The sequence below is a fragment of the Serratia sp. SCBI genome (genome assembly GCF_000747565.1).
Classification (GTDB): Bacteria; Pseudomonadota; Gammaproteobacteria; order Enterobacterales; family Enterobacteriaceae; genus Serratia; species Serratia ureilytica.
This window is the reverse complement of the sequence record NZ_CP003425.1, coordinates 17,799-33,560: the sequence shown is the minus strand read 5'-3', so window position 1 is coordinate 33,560 and position 15,762 is coordinate 17,799. Positions and strand designations below refer to the sequence as shown.

Here is a 15,762-nt window from a genome sequence, read left to right as displayed (position 1 = left end):
TGATGCAGGGAATATGTGCTGTACCGGTTGAGCGCGACGCGCAGGGATTCTGGACCCATCCGGCGATGCGGCAGGCAAACCTTGAGACATCGGCAGAGATGACCTATTGGCTGCGGTCGCACGGCCTGGAATGCTGGGTGATGTTTATGCGGGATGAAGACCCTGAGGCCTTTCTTGCGGGGTTTGATGAGGACTGTCCGGATGCCCGTGGCTGGACCCCTTCTCCGCCGCCGGGGGAGGGCTGGTTCATCGGCTCCATTTATGACAACGAGGACGGGCCTATGTGCTTGTGGTTTAGGGCGGCCACTCGCGAGGTTGACGCATGAATCTGATCGATAAAGTCACCCATACCGCCAATAGCCTGCTGTCGGCGCTGAAGATGCCGGATGAAGCCGCCGCCGCCAACAAGGTGTTGGGTGACATGAACTTTCCCCAGCTGAGCAGTGTGTTGCCCTACCGGGACTACGACGAAGAGAGCGGGCTGTTCATCAATGCCGGCTCCATCGGCTTTGTGCTGGAAGCGCTGCCGTTGGCCGGCGCCAACGAACAGGTGGTTCTGACGCTCGAAAGTCTGCTGCGCACCAAGTTGCCGCGCGGGATCGCGTTGTCCGTTCACCTGATGGCCAGCAAGCGCGTCGGCGATCTGGTGGAGTCTGGCCTGCGTGACTTCTCCTGGTCGGGCAAGGACGCGGACAAATTCAACGCCATCACGAGGGCCTTCTACCTGATGGCGGCAGAAGGTCGCTTTTCCCTGCCGCCGGGCGTCGATATGCCGCTGACGCTGCGTAATTACCGGGTATTCATCTCCTATTGTGTCAAGAGCAAGCGCCGCAACAAGGCGCTCATCACCGAGCTGGAGAACCTGGTCAAGGTGCTGCGTGCGTCGCTGATGGGGGCGAAAATTCCGACAGAGTCGCTTAATGACGAAGACTTTATCAACGTTGTGGGCGAAATCATCAACCACGATCCGAGCCAGCTGTACAACAAACGTCGCAAACTCGACCCGCTCAAAGACCTGAATTTCCAGTGCATCGACAACGGGTTTGGCATGGACGTGTATCCCGACTGCGTAAAAATCAACCTGCGCGATGCCGGCAGCAAGAAAGGCAGCGTGGCGCGGGTGATGAACTTCCAGCTCGAGCAGAACCCGGAGATGGCCTTTCTGTGGAACACCGCCGACAACTACGGCAACCTGCTGTATCCCGAGCTGTCGATCGCCACGCCGTTCATTATTACGCTGACGCTGGTCGTTGAAGAGCAGACCAAGACCTCTTTCGAGGCGAACCGCAAGTACATCGATCTGGAGAAAAAATCCCGCACCTCCTACGCCAAATTCTTCCCCGGCACGCTGGAGGAGATGAAGGAGTGGGGCGATCTGCGCCAGAGTCTGGCATCCAACCAGACGGCGATCGTCTCCTTCTTCTATAACGTGACGGTGTTCTGTGAAGACAATGACAGCGTGGCACTGCGCTGTGAGCAGGACGTCATCAACAGCTACCGCAAGAACGGTTTTGACCTGATATCGCCGCGCTTCAAGCAGCACTGGAATTTCCTGGCCTGCCTGCCGTTCATGGCCGAGCACGGCGTCTTCCAGGACTTGGCGATGCATGGCGCGGTGCACCGCGCCAAGACCCTGAATGTAGTCAACCTGATGCCGATCGTCGCCGACAACCGTCTGGCTCCGTCCGGTCTGCTGGCGCCGACCTACCGCAACCAGCTGGCGTTCATCGACATCTACTCCGAGGTGATGCGCAACACCAACTACAACATGGCGGTGGCCGGGACGTCAGGCGCCGGTAAAACCGGTCTTATTCAGCCGATGCTGCGCAGCGTGCTGGATACCGGTGGCGCCGCCTGGGTGTTCGATATGGGCGATGGTTACAAGAGCCTGTGCGAAAACATGGGCGGGGTTTACATCGACGCCCAGACGCTGAAGTTCAACCCGTTCGCCAACGTGAAGGACATCAACCTGTCGGCGACACAGATCGCCAACCTGATTTCGGTGATGGCCAGCCCCGACGGCAACCTGGACGAAGTTCATGAGAGCCTGCTGGAGATGGCGGTCAAGGCAGCTTGGCTGAGCAAGCAAAAGAATGCCCGTATCGATGATGTGCGTGACTTTCTGCGCGACGCAATGGATGAGGAGGTTTACCGCGATTCGCCGACCATCCGCAATCGCCTGCATGAAATGACCATCCTGCTGGATAAATACTGCTCCGACGGCACTTATGGTGAGTTCTTTAACTCCGACGAACCGTCGCTGCGCGATGACGTTAACATGGTGGTACTGGAGATGGGCGGCCTGAAAAATCGTCCTGATCTGCTGGTTGCGGTGATGTTCTCGCTGATGATCTACATCGAGGGGCGGATGTACCAGACATCGCGTCAGAGCAAGAAGCTGTGCGTTATCGACGAAGGCTGGAAGCTGCTCAACTTCAAGAACGCCAAGGCGGGCGAGTTTATCGAAGAAGGTTACCGTACCGCGCGCCGTCACCGCGGGGCGTACATCACCATTACCCAGAACATCAAGGACTTTGACTCGGACACCGCTAGCTCTGCCGCGAAAGCCGCCTGGGGCAACTCCTCCTACAAGATCATCCTGATGCAGGACGCCTCCGAGTTCAAAACCTATCTGCAGAAAAACCCGGACAACTTCACCCAGCTGCAGCAGGACATGATCGGGAAGTTCGAGTCGGCCAAAGACCAGTGGTTCAGCTCCTTCATGCTGATGGTCTCCGGCAAGGTCAGCTGGCACCGCCTGTTTGTCGATCCGCTGAGTCGCGCCATGTACTCCTCCCAGGGCCAGGACTTCGAGTTCATGCAGGCCCGGCGTGAACAGGGGGTATCGGTGCACGATGCGGTGTATGAGTTGGCGCACCGCAACTTTGGCGAGGAGATGGCGCGCATTGAGCGCTGGGTGGAAGAGAACTATACGGGGAGGGCTGCCGCATGACACTGCCTGCCATTATCACGACACCCAACAGCTTGGTACAGAAACGCGCCATTGTGCTGTGGGGGGCGGTCTGCGTGCTGATTGCCGTTCTGCTCAGTTTGGGAGCCACGCTGTGGCTGCTGCAGCGTCAGCCGGCGATCGTCACTTTCGACATGAAACAGACCATGGAGGCGTTCTACGAGAGCGCCGCCAAGCAATCCCTGCCGCCGGAGCGCAGCAAGTTGCTGGCCGAACGGTTTACCGGCGCGCTGCAAACCAGCATCGCGCAATACCAACAGCGCAACAACGTGATCATCCTGGTCTCGCCGGCGGTGGTAGGAGGCGCCAGGGATGTGACACGCGAGCTTCAGCGGGATATCGCCGCCCGGATGCAGCGGATCAATACCGTCAGCGTTGATAAGGATACTCAACCATGAAAAGAACACTGATCCTGGTTATTACGGCGGGGCTCTTGCTCATTGGCTCTTTTTTGCTGGGGAACGTACAAGACAAGACGTCACCACATTCCGACAAGCAACAGCCCGGTGATATGGCCTTCACCCAGCCTCAACGCGATGCTATTGGCGTTATTGCCCGCGATTACCTGCTGGCGCACCCGGACATCCTGCTGCAGATGAGCGAGAAGCTGGAGGCGCAGCAACAGACCGCGGCCAATCGCACGGTGCAAACCGCGTTGACCACGCAGCCGGAACTGCAGGCGACGTTATTGCACGATCCGGCGACGCCAGTTGTGCATCCTGATGGCGGCGTGACCGTGGTGCAGTTCTTCGACTATCAGTGCATCTGGTGCGCGCGTATGGCGCCGGTGGTGGCCGACTTTGTGCGGGACAATCCCGATGTGCGCTTTGTGTTCAAGGAATTCCCCATTTTTGGCAGTCGCTGGCCGATGTCGGTGCAAGCGGCACGCACCGGCCTGACGCTGTGGCAACTCAAGGGCGGTGACGCCTATCTGACGTACCACAATGCGGTCTTTGCCTCCGGTGAGAACGAAGGTCGGTTGTCGCAACCGACAATCAACGCGGCACTCCACGCGGCTGGCGCCGCGCCGATGACCGTACTGCCCGAGACGGAGAAAGTACTGTTGGCCACACGCGAGCTGGCCCAGCAACTGAACATCAGCGGCACCCCCGCCTTTATCGTTATGCCGACCCGTGATGCGCGGGCGGAGCAGGTGACGCCACTGTACGGTGCCGTGGATGTGAAGGCGCTGCAGGCCGCGGTCGCACAGGCAAAAGCAGGAGGTCACTGATGCGCCTTGTCTGCCTGGTGTTCTCCTTATCACTGCTGCCTTGCATGGCGTTGGCCAAAGATTTCGGCACCTGGGGCGACCTGTACCCGGTGGCCGAGCCGGATATGCTGCAGACCATTCACGAACGGCTGACCGAGCTGCAGCGCAGCGGCCGTTGGGACGAGGAAATGACGGCGTTCAAAGAGCGCACCGTGAAGCACAGCCAGCGGCCTGAGCCGGTCGCCGGTATCGGCAAGACCGAACGCTATGCCGAACGCTTTTTCGATCCGAGCGTGCAGCTCTCTTCTGACCTGAAAGACGACAAGGGGCGAGTCTTTGCCCGCAAGGGCGACGTTATCAACCCGCTGGCTACCGTGCCGTTCGCGCAGACGCTGTATTTCATCGACGGCGACGATCCGCAGCAGGTTGCCTGGATGAAGGCGCAGCAGCCGGAGACCCTGATGGTGAAGGTCATTCTGGTCAACGGCGACGTTCCCAAAACCTCTGCCGCGCTGGACAGCCGCATCTACTTCGATCAGGGCGGGGCGCTGTCGCGCCGGTTCGGGCTGACGACGGTGCCGGCGCGCATCACGGCGGCGCCGAGCGGTCTGCGGCTGCGTATCGAATCCATTCCTGCCGCCGGCAGCGCGAACTGAAGGGGGTAAGCATGTTTGTGACACGTAAACGTTTTATTGCGACCGAGAATCAGCTGCAGAGCTGTCGCCAATTGCTGGCCGCGCGCCACGGCGAGTTGATGGCCATCCGCCAGGCGGCGTCGGCAAACGGTGGGATCTACAAATGCATTCTTGAGTGCCGTGAGGTAGCCCACGAGCTGCGTGAGCCGCTGCCTGCCGACCAGCACGGTCTCAGCCCTTATTTGTTCGACAAGCTGGCGCTTATCGACAGTTTGCTGAGCACCCTGGCAGCGTTATTACCGCCGCAGGATGAAGCACGTCCCACCGCCCGCATGGTTGCCGCTGGTGATGTTCGAGAGATTTATCGGGGAACGCAGTGGGCGATGCATTGCCAGGAGCGTCGCGCATGATCCGGTGCTGGCTTTCGGCGTTGCTGGTTGTGGTCGGCCTGTTTTCATCGCCGTCACAGGCGGCGGATGCGGCTTGCCAGGGACGCTTTGTCAACCCGATCACCGATATCTGCTGGCGCTGCATCTTCCCTCTCTCGATCGGGAGCATTCCGGTCGGCAAGGGGGATTTGCCGGATACCAGCAATCCGGGCAGCCCTATCCAGTTCTGCCCCATGCCGCCGCCGATTTTTCAGCGTATCGGGATGGCGATGGGGTACTGGGAGCCGATGGCCATGACTGACGTGACCCGTTCGCCGGGCTGCATGGTCAATCTGGGGGGCTTCAGTATCAACCTCGGCAAGATTGGCACCGGCACCGGCGGCAGCAGTGGCAAGGGGGACGTGACTACCGCGTTCTATCACGTCCATTGGTACAAGTATCCGCTGACCTACTGGCTGAACATCATTACCTCCGCGGGCTGCCTGCAGGGTGGGGACATGGATATCGCCTACCTGTCGGAAATCGATCCGACCTGGGTGGACAGCAGCCTGACCACCATTCTCAATCCGGAGGCTGTGGTCTTTGCCAATCCGCTGGCGCAGGGCGCCTGCGCGGCTGACGCCATTGCCAGCGGCTTCCATCTGCCGATCGACGCATTGTTCTGGTGCGCCGGCAGTCAGGGTTCGATGTACCCGTTCAACGGCTGGGTGGCCAAGGAAATCAGCCCGCTGCAGTCGTCCGTGCTGGTCTCGGAGAAGATGGCGTTCAAACTGCACCGCCAGGGGCAAATCATGGAGTCCATCGGCAAAGACCGGGCGGTCTGCTTCGAGTATCCGTCGCCGATCATGCCGAAAGAACGGTGGCGTTATCAGATGGTGAACATGTACCCGGACAGCGCCCGCTGTCATCCGATGGGGCGCAGCGTGATGCGCTGGGAGGTGGGCCACAACTCGCCGGCCAGCAAGAAGAACTTCGGCTACGTCATGTGGCGCAAGCGCAACTGCGTCTTTTTATAAGGAGAAGGTCATGACGACATACAGCAAGGTGATAGGGCTGCTGACAGTGCTCCTGACGGGGGCAACCGTACCGATGATCGCTGTCGGGCAAACGGCGGCAGATCCTGTTGCTACCGCACAGCAACAGGCGGCCGTCCAGGTGGACAGCAACCGGGCATGGCTGCGCGAGCAAGAAAAACGTTCGGCCGATCTGCACCAAAACACCCCGGTGCCGGAGTTCCTGCGTAATCAGCCGCCGCGTTCACTGGCGCAGGACGACCAGTCCTTTATTAACCAGTTGGCGGCAAAGCAGCGTCAGGACGCAACAGAACAACCGGCCGAGGGGGCGCTGTACTTCGTGTCCTTCGCTATTCCCGAAGAGGGCATGCGCCGCATGCTGCAAGAGGCGCGTCGATTCGGCATTCCTGCCACGTTGCGCGGCATGGTGAATGGCGACATGCGCGAAACGGTGCAGCGGGTGCAAAAACTGGTGGAAGCCGGCGGTATCGACGGCGTGCAAATCGACCCGCAGCCCTACACACAGTACGGCGTGACCGCCGTGCCGGCGTTGGTCGTGCGCTGCGCGGCCGGCTTCGATGTGGTGCGCGGCAACCTGCTGATGGCGCAGGCGCTGAAGAAGGTTGCCAAAGACGGCGACTGCGCCGCCGCGGCTCAGGCATTACTGGATAAGGCAGGTGTGAAATGAGCGGCAACGTGAATATGGACATGTTTGGCACGCCCCTACAGAAGTTGTTTTCACTGATGCAACTGACCCTGGTTATCGCGGGGCTCATGGGGCTCGTACTGCTGTTATGGCTGCTATTCAGGGCGTTAATGCCGAAAAAAGGGCAAACAAAACGCGGGAGGAAAGGCAAATGACCCATCTGGTGAAGTCTCTGCCCGGTCTGCTGGCGACACATGCCCTGGTGCTGGGGACGTTTATCTTCGCCACCGGCGATTGCCGGGCGGAAGGTGATGACGTGTTCCAGACCGGCAGCGAGTTTGCCAAACAAGTCGCCGGTCAGGGTACAGGGACGCTGCAGAACACCAACCCGGCGAACGTGTTGCCGAACTACACCGACAACCCGAAAGAAAAAGGCTATTACGGCGGCGTGACGGCCGGGGATGCCAACAATCTCAAGACCGACGGCGGCACCGCATGGGGCCAGACCGAGGTCGGGCAGGCGGTGACCGATTCGGTGCTCAAGAACCCCAAGGAGCCGATTTCGCACGATGCGCCCTTTATTCAGGCCGGGAAGGAGATTGAAGGCAAGGCCGAGAGCATCGTCGGCAAGACCGGCCCGGACTGCAAGGCCGAACAGGTGACGCGCAGTGAGTTCACCCGCCATGTGTGCGAGCGCGATACGGCGGTGATGCGCACCTGCGAGCGCGCCACCGACATCGGTGGTCACTATGAGACCCGTTACGAAGACCGTAACGCACACATCGATAAATCGATGATCCGTTGGTGGAAAGAGGGTAACCGCATTCACGGCACCTTTACCGCACCGTTTACCGGCAAGCTCACTACGGGGTCGATATACCTCGAGCTGCAGGACGATCTGCACAGCTATGGCGTACCACTGGCCTTTTCACTGCTGGGGAGTGAGGTGCGCTATGGCCGTCAGGACTGGGGCAGCCGGCCGCTGAACGTCGGTAACGTCACGCTCACGCAAGGTCAGCAGGTCGATATTTTCCTCACGATGGACCCCGGTGGCCACCTGGATACCTTTCTGGATGCAATGGTCAGGCAGCTGAGCGGTGTTGGGGGCGGCTCGCCGATGGTGTTCTACGTGAAGTTCGACGGCAGTTCGTCGGTGCAGGTCTGGGTGCCGACCACGTCGACGCCGGCCGACTGTCCACTGGCGCAGGAGGCCGGGGCGGTGAAGGTCAATACCGTCTGCAGTGAGCCGGGCGGCGAACGCACGGTGACGGTCAACGGCCAGACCTACCCGGTGTGGGCCAGCTGCTGGCGCTTTACCGACACCTATCGGCTGCAGGAGGCCGGCCAGGGCAGCTGCGAAGCCTATGCCAACAATCCGGCCTGCACTATTGCCACGCACGGCTGCGCCTTCTCCGATGAGTATGGCCAGTGCCTGCACGAGAACGTTACCTACTCCTGCGAAACCCGCACCACCGGGAACGTGATGTTGTGCGGCGGCCAGATGTACTGCCTGGACGGGGAGTGCGACAAGGCGCAGAAGGGCACCCAGGGTAACGACTTTGCGCACGCCGTTTCCGAGCTGGCCGCGGTGGCGGCCGCCGGCAAGGACGTGGCGGCGCTGAACGGCATCGATGTGCGCGCCTTCACCGGCAAGGGACAGTCCTGCCGCAAGGCGTTTGCCGGTTTCAGCGACTGTTGCAAGGACTCCGGGTGGGGTAACAGCGTCGGGCTGGCGCACTGCGACAGCGAAGAGAAGGCACTCGGCAAGGCGAAAGAGAACAAGCTGACGGTCAGCGTCGGCGAATACTGCAGCCAAAAAGTGCTGGGTGTCTGCCTGCAGAAGAAGCGCAGCTACTGCCAGTTCGACAGCAAGCTGGCGCAGATTGTTCAGCAGCAGGGGCGCGCGTGGCAGCTGGGTATCGGCTTTGGCGACGCAAAATCACCGGACTGCCGGGGCATTACCGTAGACGAGCTGCAGCGCATCAACTTCGACCAGTTGGACTTTGCCAATTTCTATGAAGACCTGATGAAGAACCAAAAGGTGCCCGAAGACGCGGCACTGCTGGAGAAGGTGAAGCGGCAAATTGCGGAGCGCATGAAGGAGGCGGCCAAGTGAAAACGCGCGGGACTTCAAATGTCAATTTGGCAGCACGCGGGTTGGCCAACCGCAGGGCGGCAGCGCTGTTGGGCCTGAGCCTGCTGGGCGCGGCGTTCACCGCGCAGGCCGGCGGCTGGCAGTGGTATGAACGGGAGGTCAAACCTGCTGACGACGAGATGCCACCGCCGCCGACGGTATCGGTCGCACCGGCCGGGGCACTGCAAAAGCTGCAGCTGCTGCAGCAGTCGCTCAAGGAGCGTCTGGCGGACGCCATCCTGTACCCCAGTACGGAGAACTTTGTGAAGTTCTTCCAGATGCAGAACTACTTCACCCAGCAGGCGGGGCTGTTTGAGCGCTCCGCGCAGCGGGCGTTTTTAGCGCACCCGGAGCTGGACTACAACCTGAAGCACAGCCACTACAACGGCACGGTGAAAAGCCAGCTGGCCGCCGACTTTGCCGCGCAGCGCGAGGCCATCGGCAAAATAGCGCAGCAGTACGGGCTGATGCTGTTCTATCGCGGCGCCGAGCCGATCGATGGTCAGCTGGTCAGTGTGGTGAAGGGTTTTCGGGACAGCTACGGGCTGTCGGTGGTGCCGGTGACCGTTGACGGGGTGGTCAACCCTGCGATGCCGGAGAGCCGGCGCGATGCGGGACAGTCACAGCGGCTGGGTATCAGCCACTTCCCGGCGCTGGTGCTGGTTGACCCGCGCAGCGGCGCGGTCAAGCCGCTGGCCTACGGCTTTATCAGCCAGGACGATCTGGCCAAACAGTTCCTGAACGTCTTTACCGACTTCAAACCCAATTATTAAGGAGCGTTGAATGCGTAAATTTAAATTCCCTGACATCGACGCGACCGGCGGTTGGGTCGCGGCCTTCGGGATTTGGTTTCATATCGTCGCCGGCCTGGTGCACCGGGCACCGGATATGGCGGTGACGCTGGCCGAGTTTATCGCGCTCACCCTGACGGTGTGCGGCGGTTACAAAATCCTCGATGAGCTGGCGCGCGTCCCCAAACGGCAGCGCGAGGAGGCGGAAAAACAGGCCTATATCGCGGCACATCGTGAACAGGCGCCGTCGCCGGCGACCACAGACGAACAGCACGGGGCCGGGGAGGTGCAGAATGCGGATCGCTAACATCGCCTGGCTGGTGTTGCTGTTTACCGGGCTGGCGCACGGCTCCACGATTGATGAGATAGCGGCGCTGCAGCAAAATGCCGGCGTCAATCGGGCGCCATCAGCGACGTCCGTCCCCGCTCCGCGGCCGGCGGCAGCGCCACGCTGGTTTACGCTCAGCAACGGCGCGCGCGTCAACCTCAATGACTGGAAGGTGGTGCTGTTTATGCAGGGGCACTGCCCGTACTGCCACCAGTTTGATCCGCTGCTGAAAGCACTGTCGGAGCGGGTCGGCTTTTCCGTGTTCGCCTACACCTTCGACGGCCAGGGCGATGCCACGTTCCCGGAGGCCATCCCGGCGCCGCCGGAGGTGATGCGCACCTTCTTCCCCGGCCTGCCGGTGGCGTCGCCCACCACGTTTTTGGTGAACGTCAATACGCTGGCGACCTACCCGATGATCCAGGGGGCCAGCGATGAGCGCGGCTTTATGGCGCGGCTGGATACCGTGTTACAGGAAGCGACATTAAGAGGAGACCATCGTGAATAAATCAGAGCGTCACATCATTACTGTCGAGCAGGGCGCAGTGTCTCCCGAACAGCGTATTGCCAGCGCGCGTGCGGAATACAAGCGCGAAAGCGCGCGGCTTATGATTTTTCTTCATCTGACGGTGCTGTTTTTTGTGGCGGCCGTCGCACTCTGGATGGTCAGTCACTGGTGGTTTGGGGTGATCTTTACCGACAGTCACCCAGCCCCCGATTCACGCACGTTTTACGTGGTGATGAATATGTGGAACGTATTGATGTACTTCATGCCTGGCATGTTTGCCGCGCTGTCAGTCGGGTGCCTCGCGGTCGCGCTGGTCTTTGAGAGTCTGGGGCTGTTTAGCCTTTATACCACCCTGCTGTGGCAAAAGTGCTGCATGTACCGCCAGTCTCGCCAGCGCCGGGAGGTTGTATGAAATTACGTGCTCTCTTCATCGGCCTGGCGCTGGGGCTGGCGACCGTTGCACCGGCCGTGGCCGACATGAACAGTGATATGAACCAGTTTTTTGACAAGCTGGGGTTTGCGTCCAACACCACGGCACCGGCGGTCTGGCAGGGGCAGGCGGCTGGGTATATCTCGGGCGGGTCGATTTACGCCCGCACCGGCGTGAAGCAAATACAGCTGATCTCGATGTCGTTGCCGGATATCAATGCCGGCTGCGGCGGCATCGATGCGTACCTGGGGGCGTTCAGCTTTATCAACGGCGAGCAGCTGCAGCGCTTTACCAAACAGATCATGTCCAACGCCGCCGGCTACTTCTTCGATCTGGCCTTGCAGACTACCGTGCCGGAGCTGAAAGACGCCAAAGACTTCATCCAGAAAATGGCCAGCGACATCAACAGCATGAACATGAGCAGCTGTCAGGCGGCGCAGGGCATTGTCGGCGGGCTGTTCCCGCGCACGCAGGTCTCTCAGCAGAAGGTCTGCCAGGACATTGCCGGCGAATCCAACGTCTTCGCCGACTGGGCTGCCTCGCGGCAGGGCTGCACGGTGGGTGGCAAAGGGGACTCGGTGCGTGACCGGGCAGGAGAGAAGGATAAGGAGCGTATCTCCAAGAACATCAACATCATGTGGGATGCGTTATCCAAAAACCGGATGTTCGACGGCAACAAGGAGTTGAAGGAGTTTGTGATGACGCTGACCGGCTCGCTGGTGTTCGGCCCCAACGGCGAAATCACGCCGCTGCCGCCACGCACCACCGATCAGAGCATCATCAAGGCGCTGATGGAAGGGGGAGCCGCACGCGTTTATCACTGCAACGACAGCGACAAGTGCCTGAAGGTGGTGGCCGACAGCACCACGACGATAAGTCCGGACAATGCCCTGAAAGGGCAAATCAAGAAAATGCTGTTCAGCATCGAGAGCAAGGCGCGCAGCGACGAGCGGCTGACGGATGCGGAGAAAGGCCTGATTTCCAGCACGCATGTGCCGTTGCTGACTTACCTGACCGACCCGCAAATGCTCGGCGTGTCCAGCGCAATGGTGCACCAACTGGCCGACTACGTGGGTTACGACATCCTGATGCAGTACCTGCAGGAGTTGATGGGCGGCGCGCGCGCCATGCTGGCGACCGGCAACTACCCGGAGGCTACCGTTGAGCAAATCAACAACAACTTCACGCAGGCCGGGCAGCTTATCGCCTCCCTGCAATCGCGCGTTCAGGTGCAGACCGATGCCCTGCTGGTCGTCGAGCAGCAGATGCGTTACATGCGCCAGCAGGTGTCGGCACGCCTGCTGACGCGTTACCAGAACAACTATCAGTTCGGGGAGGCGCAATAACATGACGGAAATCTATGTCATCGGCGGATCGGAGTGGCTGGCGCAGAACCTTAACGCGGTCGCGGCCTTTATGCAGACGGATACCTGGGACTGGATACGGAATTTTGCGGTGGCCATCAGCGTGCTTGTGCTGGCCGCGCGGTATACCGCCCGCCGCGACCTGATGGATATCCTGGGCTGGGTTTTTGTGCTGGTGTTCTCCTCGGCGTTGCTGACCAAGGCGCAGCCGGTGCAAATTATCGATCTGTCCAATCAGCGTTCGATTCAGCGGGTGGCCAATGTACCGCTGGGGATTGTGCTGCCAGCGACCATCATCACCCGCATCGGTTACGCCATGGTGCTGGGTTACGAAATGGTGTTCAGCCAGCCGGATGCGGTGACTTACAGCAAGACCGGCATGCTGTTCGGCTCCTCACTGGTGTCCCGAAGCACCGACTTCACCGCCCAGAACCCGGAGCTGGCCAACCTGTTTGCCGACTATGTACAGAACTGTGTGGTGGGCGACATGCTGCTCAATCACAAGTACAGCTTTGAGGAGCTGATGCATTCCGAAGATCCGTATGCACTTATCTTCCGCCAGCCGAGTCCGCTTCGCGGGGTGTTCAACAAGGACGGCCGCTTCCAGACCTGTGAAGAAGCCGCGATGCCGCTGAAGAACATGCTGGGTCTGGAAGCGAAAACCGGTAGCCCGACTTACAACTATTATGCGCGGCGTATTCTTGGCGGTCGCCCGGATCGCGATCTGCTGTTCGGGCAGCTGCTGGGAAACAGCTACCAGTATTTTTACCAGAACCAGAAGACGGCCAGCGATATCATCAAGCAGAACATCGTCATGAACGGTCTGCGCAGCGGCATTATGAGCTACTCGGCGCGCAGCGGTGACACGGCGGGCATGCTCAACATCGCCAGCACGTCGGCCATCGAGAAGCAGCGCCTGTCCCAGGCGACACTCGGGCAGGTGATGATGCGCTCCTTACCGCTGCTGCAGGTCATCCTGATCGGCATGATGATGGGGATGTTCCCCATTCTGGTGATTGTCGGCATGGTGAATCAGGGCAAGGAAGTGGCCAAATACTATGTGTTCGGCTGGCTGTGGGTAATGAGCTGGCCGCTGTTGTACGCCATTCTTAACAGCGCTATGGCGTTCTACGGCCAGAAGGCCGGTTCGCCCGTGGTGCTGAGCAACCTGTCCACGGTGAAGCTGAACTACTCCGATCTGGCCAATACCGCCGGCTATATCTCCGGCATGATCCCGTTTATCTCCTGGTATATCGCCAAAGGTCTGGGGCAGGGGCTGATGAGCGTCAGCCACAGCATGACCGGCGCCTATCAGAGTTCGGCTGCGTCGGCGGCGATGAGCGTGTCGGATGCCAACTACAGCTTCAACAACATGCAAACCGACAACGTGCAGGGTAACACCTGGGATACCAACAGCAGCGTACGTGCCGGCCAGATGACCGCGCAACTGCCGACCGGCGGCACGCAGACCCGCACGGGCGATGGCAGCAGCGTCTGGGATGCGAGCGGCGCGATGTCCAAACTGCCGGTAGATATCGGCGTGACGAAGCAGATTGCGACCGCGCAGCAGGAAATGGCGCGGGAAGCCGAGACTCAGGCGCAGACATCCATGCAGGGCTTCAACAGCAACATCAGCAGCGCCTGGACGCAGCTGTCGCAGTTTACCGGCCAGCGTGGCAGCAGCGACAGCATGACCCACGGTGCCGACACGGCGCAAAACAGCCAGTCCAGCATCGCCGCGCACAAAATGGCGAGCGCGGTGGAAAGCTATGCCAATGCCAACAATGTCAGCAAAGAGCAGGCAACCAGCGAACTGGCATCACGTTCGATGGATGTTTCTGGCGGTGGAGAAGTGCGAGGCGGTGTTAGAGGGAGCTATGGACTTAAGGTCTTGGGCAATGGTGTAACAGCTGAAGGTTACGCAGGCCTATCTGCTGGCTTTAAAGGGACTGACCATGATGCGCATTCAGCCAGCAGTGGTACTAGGTCCAGTCAGGATGCGCGTCACGACCAGAGCGCCCAGGCCGTTGCCGACTTTAAAGAGGGGATGGACTACCTGACCAGCCAGCGCACCAGCCAGTCCGGCAGTCATACGGATAACAATGCGGACTCGCGCATTGATCAGCTTTCTTCGTCTTTGTCGGGTGCCAAGAGCAGCTACGAACAATACAGCAGTGCACATACCCGCAGCCAGGAACTGTCACAGCAGGCCTCTCGTACCGAGAGTCTCAGTGGCGATATGCGCGAGAACCTGAGCCAGCAGTTTGCGCAGTACGTGATGGACAAGGCACCAAACGACGCCGGCAACATTTTGACCGGCCAATCGCAGGACGCCGTTGCCGCGCGTCAGTCGCTTGCGCGTGATTTTGTGCGTGAACAGGTGGCGCCGCAGGTGGATGCACAATATCAGTCCAGCAGCGGTACGCTTGGCGCCGGCATGGGGGTTGTTGGTGGCGGAGGCTCTGGCCAGGATATTCAGGCTGATTATCAAAACCACCAGAATGCGGTTGAAAACAGAACCTCACAAGCCGGAATACGCAATGATGTGGGGACTCAGGTTAATAGTATGGTTGATAATAACCAAACAGCCCAACAAAAAACTCAGACAGATATTCATAGTCAACAACAAAATATTGAAGGGCAGAGAAACGAACTGCAGCAACATCATTCATCAGAAAGAACTGCACAAAATAAAACTTATGCCCTTGAAAAGGATAGACAGGAAGGTATACCAGGTGCAAGTAGTCAAGATGAAATGATGGCGAAAGCGAAAGCTATGCAGGATAAATTCAATAAAGAACGGGGTGGTAAATGACAATTACACATAAGACGGTACAAGAAGAAGCAAAGAAGCTTAAGTCCATTTTTGAGACCGGCGATGTTGAAATTCCTTCATTTTGGAACTGTGCATGGCCGGGGATGCTTCTTGTGGTCTGGTTAGTATTGTGGCCTTTTATTGCGTTCGGAATACTCAGTGAACCATCCGAAGGGATAGTAATAGCTATTGGATTTGGAGCTTTTCTCGGTTTTTTGGTGTCTATAGCTATTTTTAATACTAGAAGCCTATATCTAGCTATTCCGTCAAGTTTTAGGAACGAGTCGAAAGTTTTTGCTTTAGTGAAAAATAAGATTAAATACTATTTGATGACATTCGTAGTAATAAATTTCTTTGTCGGCTGCTTTGCCGAGAGCAGTAAAGCAGGTTCTTTCTTGTATACATTCGTGACCATAGCTGCGATGGTTATTCTGGCATTTATTTTTGCAGCCGACATAGGTCGTTACCGCCTTTCCGTATTTACTTCGGTGCTGGAGCTTATCAAATCCCGCAAACAGGGAGGTGAGTAAC

At 59.1% G+C, this 15,762-nt stretch carries 17 protein-coding genes; all 17 read left to right on the top strand.

Annotation, left to right across the window (positions count from 1 at the left end; translation table 11 throughout):
* The first annotated feature begins 2 nt into the window (after nucleotides 1-2).
* The 17 genes from SERRSCBI_RS23560 to SERRSCBI_RS23820 are packed head-to-tail and all read left to right on the top strand — an operon-like array spanning nucleotide 3 to nucleotide 15,761.
* Nucleotides 3-326 (top strand): hypothetical protein, encoded by a 324-nt coding sequence (locus tag SERRSCBI_RS23560; protein WP_042785932.1) that lies wholly within the window; start codon nucleotides 3-5, stop codon nucleotides 324-326.
* Entirely contained in the window at nucleotides 323-2,953 is a 2,631-nt protein-coding gene (gene traC / locus SERRSCBI_RS23555) for a type IV secretion system protein TraC (RefSeq protein WP_042785931.1), read from the top strand. Before SERRSCBI_RS23560 ends, traC begins: the two co-directional genes overlap by 4 nt.
* On the top strand, nucleotides 2,950-3,369 hold the full coding sequence (trbI, locus tag SERRSCBI_RS23550) for a type-F conjugative transfer system protein TrbI (RefSeq protein WP_084587994.1): 420 nt from the start codon (nucleotides 2,950-2,952) through the stop codon (nucleotides 3,367-3,369). Before traC ends, trbI begins: the two co-directional genes overlap by 4 nt.
* Nucleotides 3,366-4,202 carry a DsbA family protein gene (locus SERRSCBI_RS23545; RefSeq protein ID WP_042785930.1) on the top strand — a complete coding sequence of 279 codons (837 nt, stop codon included), beginning with the start codon at nucleotides 3,366-3,368 and terminating at the stop codon, nucleotides 4,200-4,202. The genes trbI and SERRSCBI_RS23545 overlap by 4 nt, the downstream gene beginning before the upstream one ends.
* Complete coding sequence (traW, locus tag SERRSCBI_RS23540; RefSeq protein WP_042785929.1) at nucleotides 4,202-4,837, top strand: type-F conjugative transfer system protein TraW; 636 nt, start codon at nucleotides 4,202-4,204, stop codon at nucleotides 4,835-4,837. Before SERRSCBI_RS23545 ends, traW begins: the two co-directional genes overlap by 1 nt.
* An 11-nt stretch (nucleotides 4,838-4,848) precedes the next feature.
* Entirely contained in the window at nucleotides 4,849-5,226 is a 378-nt protein-coding gene (locus tag SERRSCBI_RS23535) for a hypothetical protein (protein WP_042785928.1), read from the top strand.
* Nucleotides 5,223-6,221, top strand: coding sequence for a conjugal transfer pilus assembly protein TraU (gene traU / locus SERRSCBI_RS23530; RefSeq protein WP_042785927.1), 999 nt, complete (start codon nucleotides 5,223-5,225; stop codon nucleotides 6,219-6,221). Before SERRSCBI_RS23535 ends, traU begins: the two co-directional genes overlap by 4 nt.
* 10 nt (nucleotides 6,222-6,231) lie before the next feature.
* On the top strand, nucleotides 6,232-6,906 hold the full coding sequence (trbC, locus tag SERRSCBI_RS23525; RefSeq protein WP_042785926.1) for a type-F conjugative transfer system pilin assembly protein TrbC: 675 nt from the start codon (nucleotides 6,232-6,234) through the stop codon (nucleotides 6,904-6,906).
* Nucleotides 6,903-7,079, top strand: a complete 177-nt coding sequence (locus SERRSCBI_RS24855) for a hypothetical protein (RefSeq protein WP_156965131.1) — start codon at nucleotides 6,903-6,905, stop codon at nucleotides 7,077-7,079. The genes trbC and SERRSCBI_RS24855 overlap by 4 nt, the downstream gene beginning before the upstream one ends.
* The gene (gene traN / locus SERRSCBI_RS23520; RefSeq protein ID WP_084587992.1) at nucleotides 7,076-8,980 is read left to right on the top strand and encodes a type-F conjugative transfer system mating-pair stabilization protein TraN; all 1,905 of its coding nucleotides are present in this window, start codon (nucleotides 7,076-7,078) and stop codon (nucleotides 8,978-8,980) included. The genes SERRSCBI_RS24855 and traN overlap by 4 nt, the downstream gene beginning before the upstream one ends.
* Nucleotides 8,981-9,021: 41 nt before the next feature.
* A complete protein-coding gene (gene traF, locus SERRSCBI_RS23515) occupies nucleotides 9,022-9,771 on the top strand; it encodes a type-F conjugative transfer system pilin assembly protein TraF (RefSeq protein WP_369795946.1) in 750 nt (249 codons plus the stop codon).
* A gap of 10 nt (nucleotides 9,772-9,781) precedes the next feature.
* Entirely contained in the window at nucleotides 9,782-10,096 is a 315-nt protein-coding gene (locus SERRSCBI_RS23510) for a conjugal transfer pilin chaperone TraQ (RefSeq protein WP_014072589.1), read from the top strand.
* The gene (gene trbB, locus SERRSCBI_RS23505; RefSeq protein ID WP_042785925.1) at nucleotides 10,083-10,622 is read left to right on the top strand and encodes a type-F conjugative transfer system pilin assembly thiol-disulfide isomerase TrbB; all 540 of its coding nucleotides are present in this window, start codon (nucleotides 10,083-10,085) and stop codon (nucleotides 10,620-10,622) included. The genes SERRSCBI_RS23510 and trbB overlap by 14 nt, the downstream gene beginning before the upstream one ends.
* The gene (locus SERRSCBI_RS23500) at nucleotides 10,615-11,034 is read left to right on the top strand and encodes a hypothetical protein (protein WP_042785924.1); all 420 of its coding nucleotides are present in this window, start codon (nucleotides 10,615-10,617) and stop codon (nucleotides 11,032-11,034) included. The genes trbB and SERRSCBI_RS23500 overlap by 8 nt, the downstream gene beginning before the upstream one ends.
* A complete protein-coding gene (gene traH / locus SERRSCBI_RS23495) occupies nucleotides 11,031-12,398 on the top strand; it encodes a conjugal transfer pilus assembly protein TraH (protein WP_042785923.1) in 1,368 nt (455 codons plus the stop codon). Before SERRSCBI_RS23500 ends, traH begins: the two co-directional genes overlap by 4 nt.
* A gap of 1 nt (nucleotide 12,399) precedes the next feature.
* On the top strand, nucleotides 12,400-15,231 hold the full coding sequence (traG, locus tag SERRSCBI_RS23490) for a conjugal transfer mating-pair stabilization protein TraG (protein WP_042785922.1): 2,832 nt from the start codon (nucleotides 12,400-12,402) through the stop codon (nucleotides 15,229-15,231).
* Nucleotides 15,228-15,761 carry a hypothetical protein gene (locus SERRSCBI_RS23820; RefSeq protein ID WP_049866736.1) on the top strand — a complete coding sequence of 178 codons (534 nt, stop codon included), beginning with the start codon at nucleotides 15,228-15,230 and terminating at the stop codon, nucleotides 15,759-15,761. The genes traG and SERRSCBI_RS23820 overlap by 4 nt, the downstream gene beginning before the upstream one ends.
* The last annotated feature ends 1 nt before the right edge of the window (nucleotide 15,762 follow it).

What these genes read in the sequence shown, in the direction of transcription:
- SERRSCBI_RS23535 (WP_042785928.1), top strand. Translation starts at nt 4,849, where the DNA reads ATGTTTGTGACACGTAAACGTTTTATTGCGACCGAGAATCAGCTGCAG.
- traC (WP_042785931.1), top strand. Translation starts at nt 323, where the DNA reads ATGAATCTGATCGATAAAGTCACCCATACCGCCAATAGCCTGCTGTCG.
- SERRSCBI_RS23560 (WP_042785932.1), top strand. Translation starts at nt 3, where the DNA reads ATGCAGGGAATATGTGCTGTACCGGTTGAGCGCGACGCGCAGGGATTC.
- SERRSCBI_RS23820 (WP_049866736.1), top strand. Translation starts at nt 15,228, where the DNA reads ATGACAATTACACATAAGACGGTACAAGAAGAAGCAAAGAAGCTTAAG.
- trbB (WP_042785925.1), top strand. Translation starts at nt 10,083, where the DNA reads ATGCGGATCGCTAACATCGCCTGGCTGGTGTTGCTGTTTACCGGGCTG.
- traU (WP_042785927.1), top strand. Translation starts at nt 5,223, where the DNA reads ATGATCCGGTGCTGGCTTTCGGCGTTGCTGGTTGTGGTCGGCCTGTTT.
- traW (WP_042785929.1), top strand. Translation starts at nt 4,202, where the DNA reads ATGCGCCTTGTCTGCCTGGTGTTCTCCTTATCACTGCTGCCTTGCATG.
- trbI (WP_084587994.1), top strand. Translation starts at nt 2,950, where the DNA reads ATGACACTGCCTGCCATTATCACGACACCCAACAGCTTGGTACAGAAA.
- SERRSCBI_RS23545 (WP_042785930.1), top strand. Translation starts at nt 3,366, where the DNA reads ATGAAAAGAACACTGATCCTGGTTATTACGGCGGGGCTCTTGCTCATT.
- SERRSCBI_RS24855 (WP_156965131.1), top strand. Translation starts at nt 6,903, where the DNA reads ATGAGCGGCAACGTGAATATGGACATGTTTGGCACGCCCCTACAGAAG.
- traH (WP_042785923.1), top strand. Translation starts at nt 11,031, where the DNA reads ATGAAATTACGTGCTCTCTTCATCGGCCTGGCGCTGGGGCTGGCGACC.
- trbC (WP_042785926.1), top strand. Translation starts at nt 6,232, where the DNA reads ATGACGACATACAGCAAGGTGATAGGGCTGCTGACAGTGCTCCTGACG.
- traN (WP_084587992.1), top strand. Translation starts at nt 7,076, where the DNA reads ATGACCCATCTGGTGAAGTCTCTGCCCGGTCTGCTGGCGACACATGCC.
- traG (WP_042785922.1), top strand. Translation starts at nt 12,400, where the DNA reads ATGACGGAAATCTATGTCATCGGCGGATCGGAGTGGCTGGCGCAGAAC.
- SERRSCBI_RS23510 (WP_014072589.1), top strand. Translation starts at nt 9,782, where the DNA reads ATGCGTAAATTTAAATTCCCTGACATCGACGCGACCGGCGGTTGGGTC.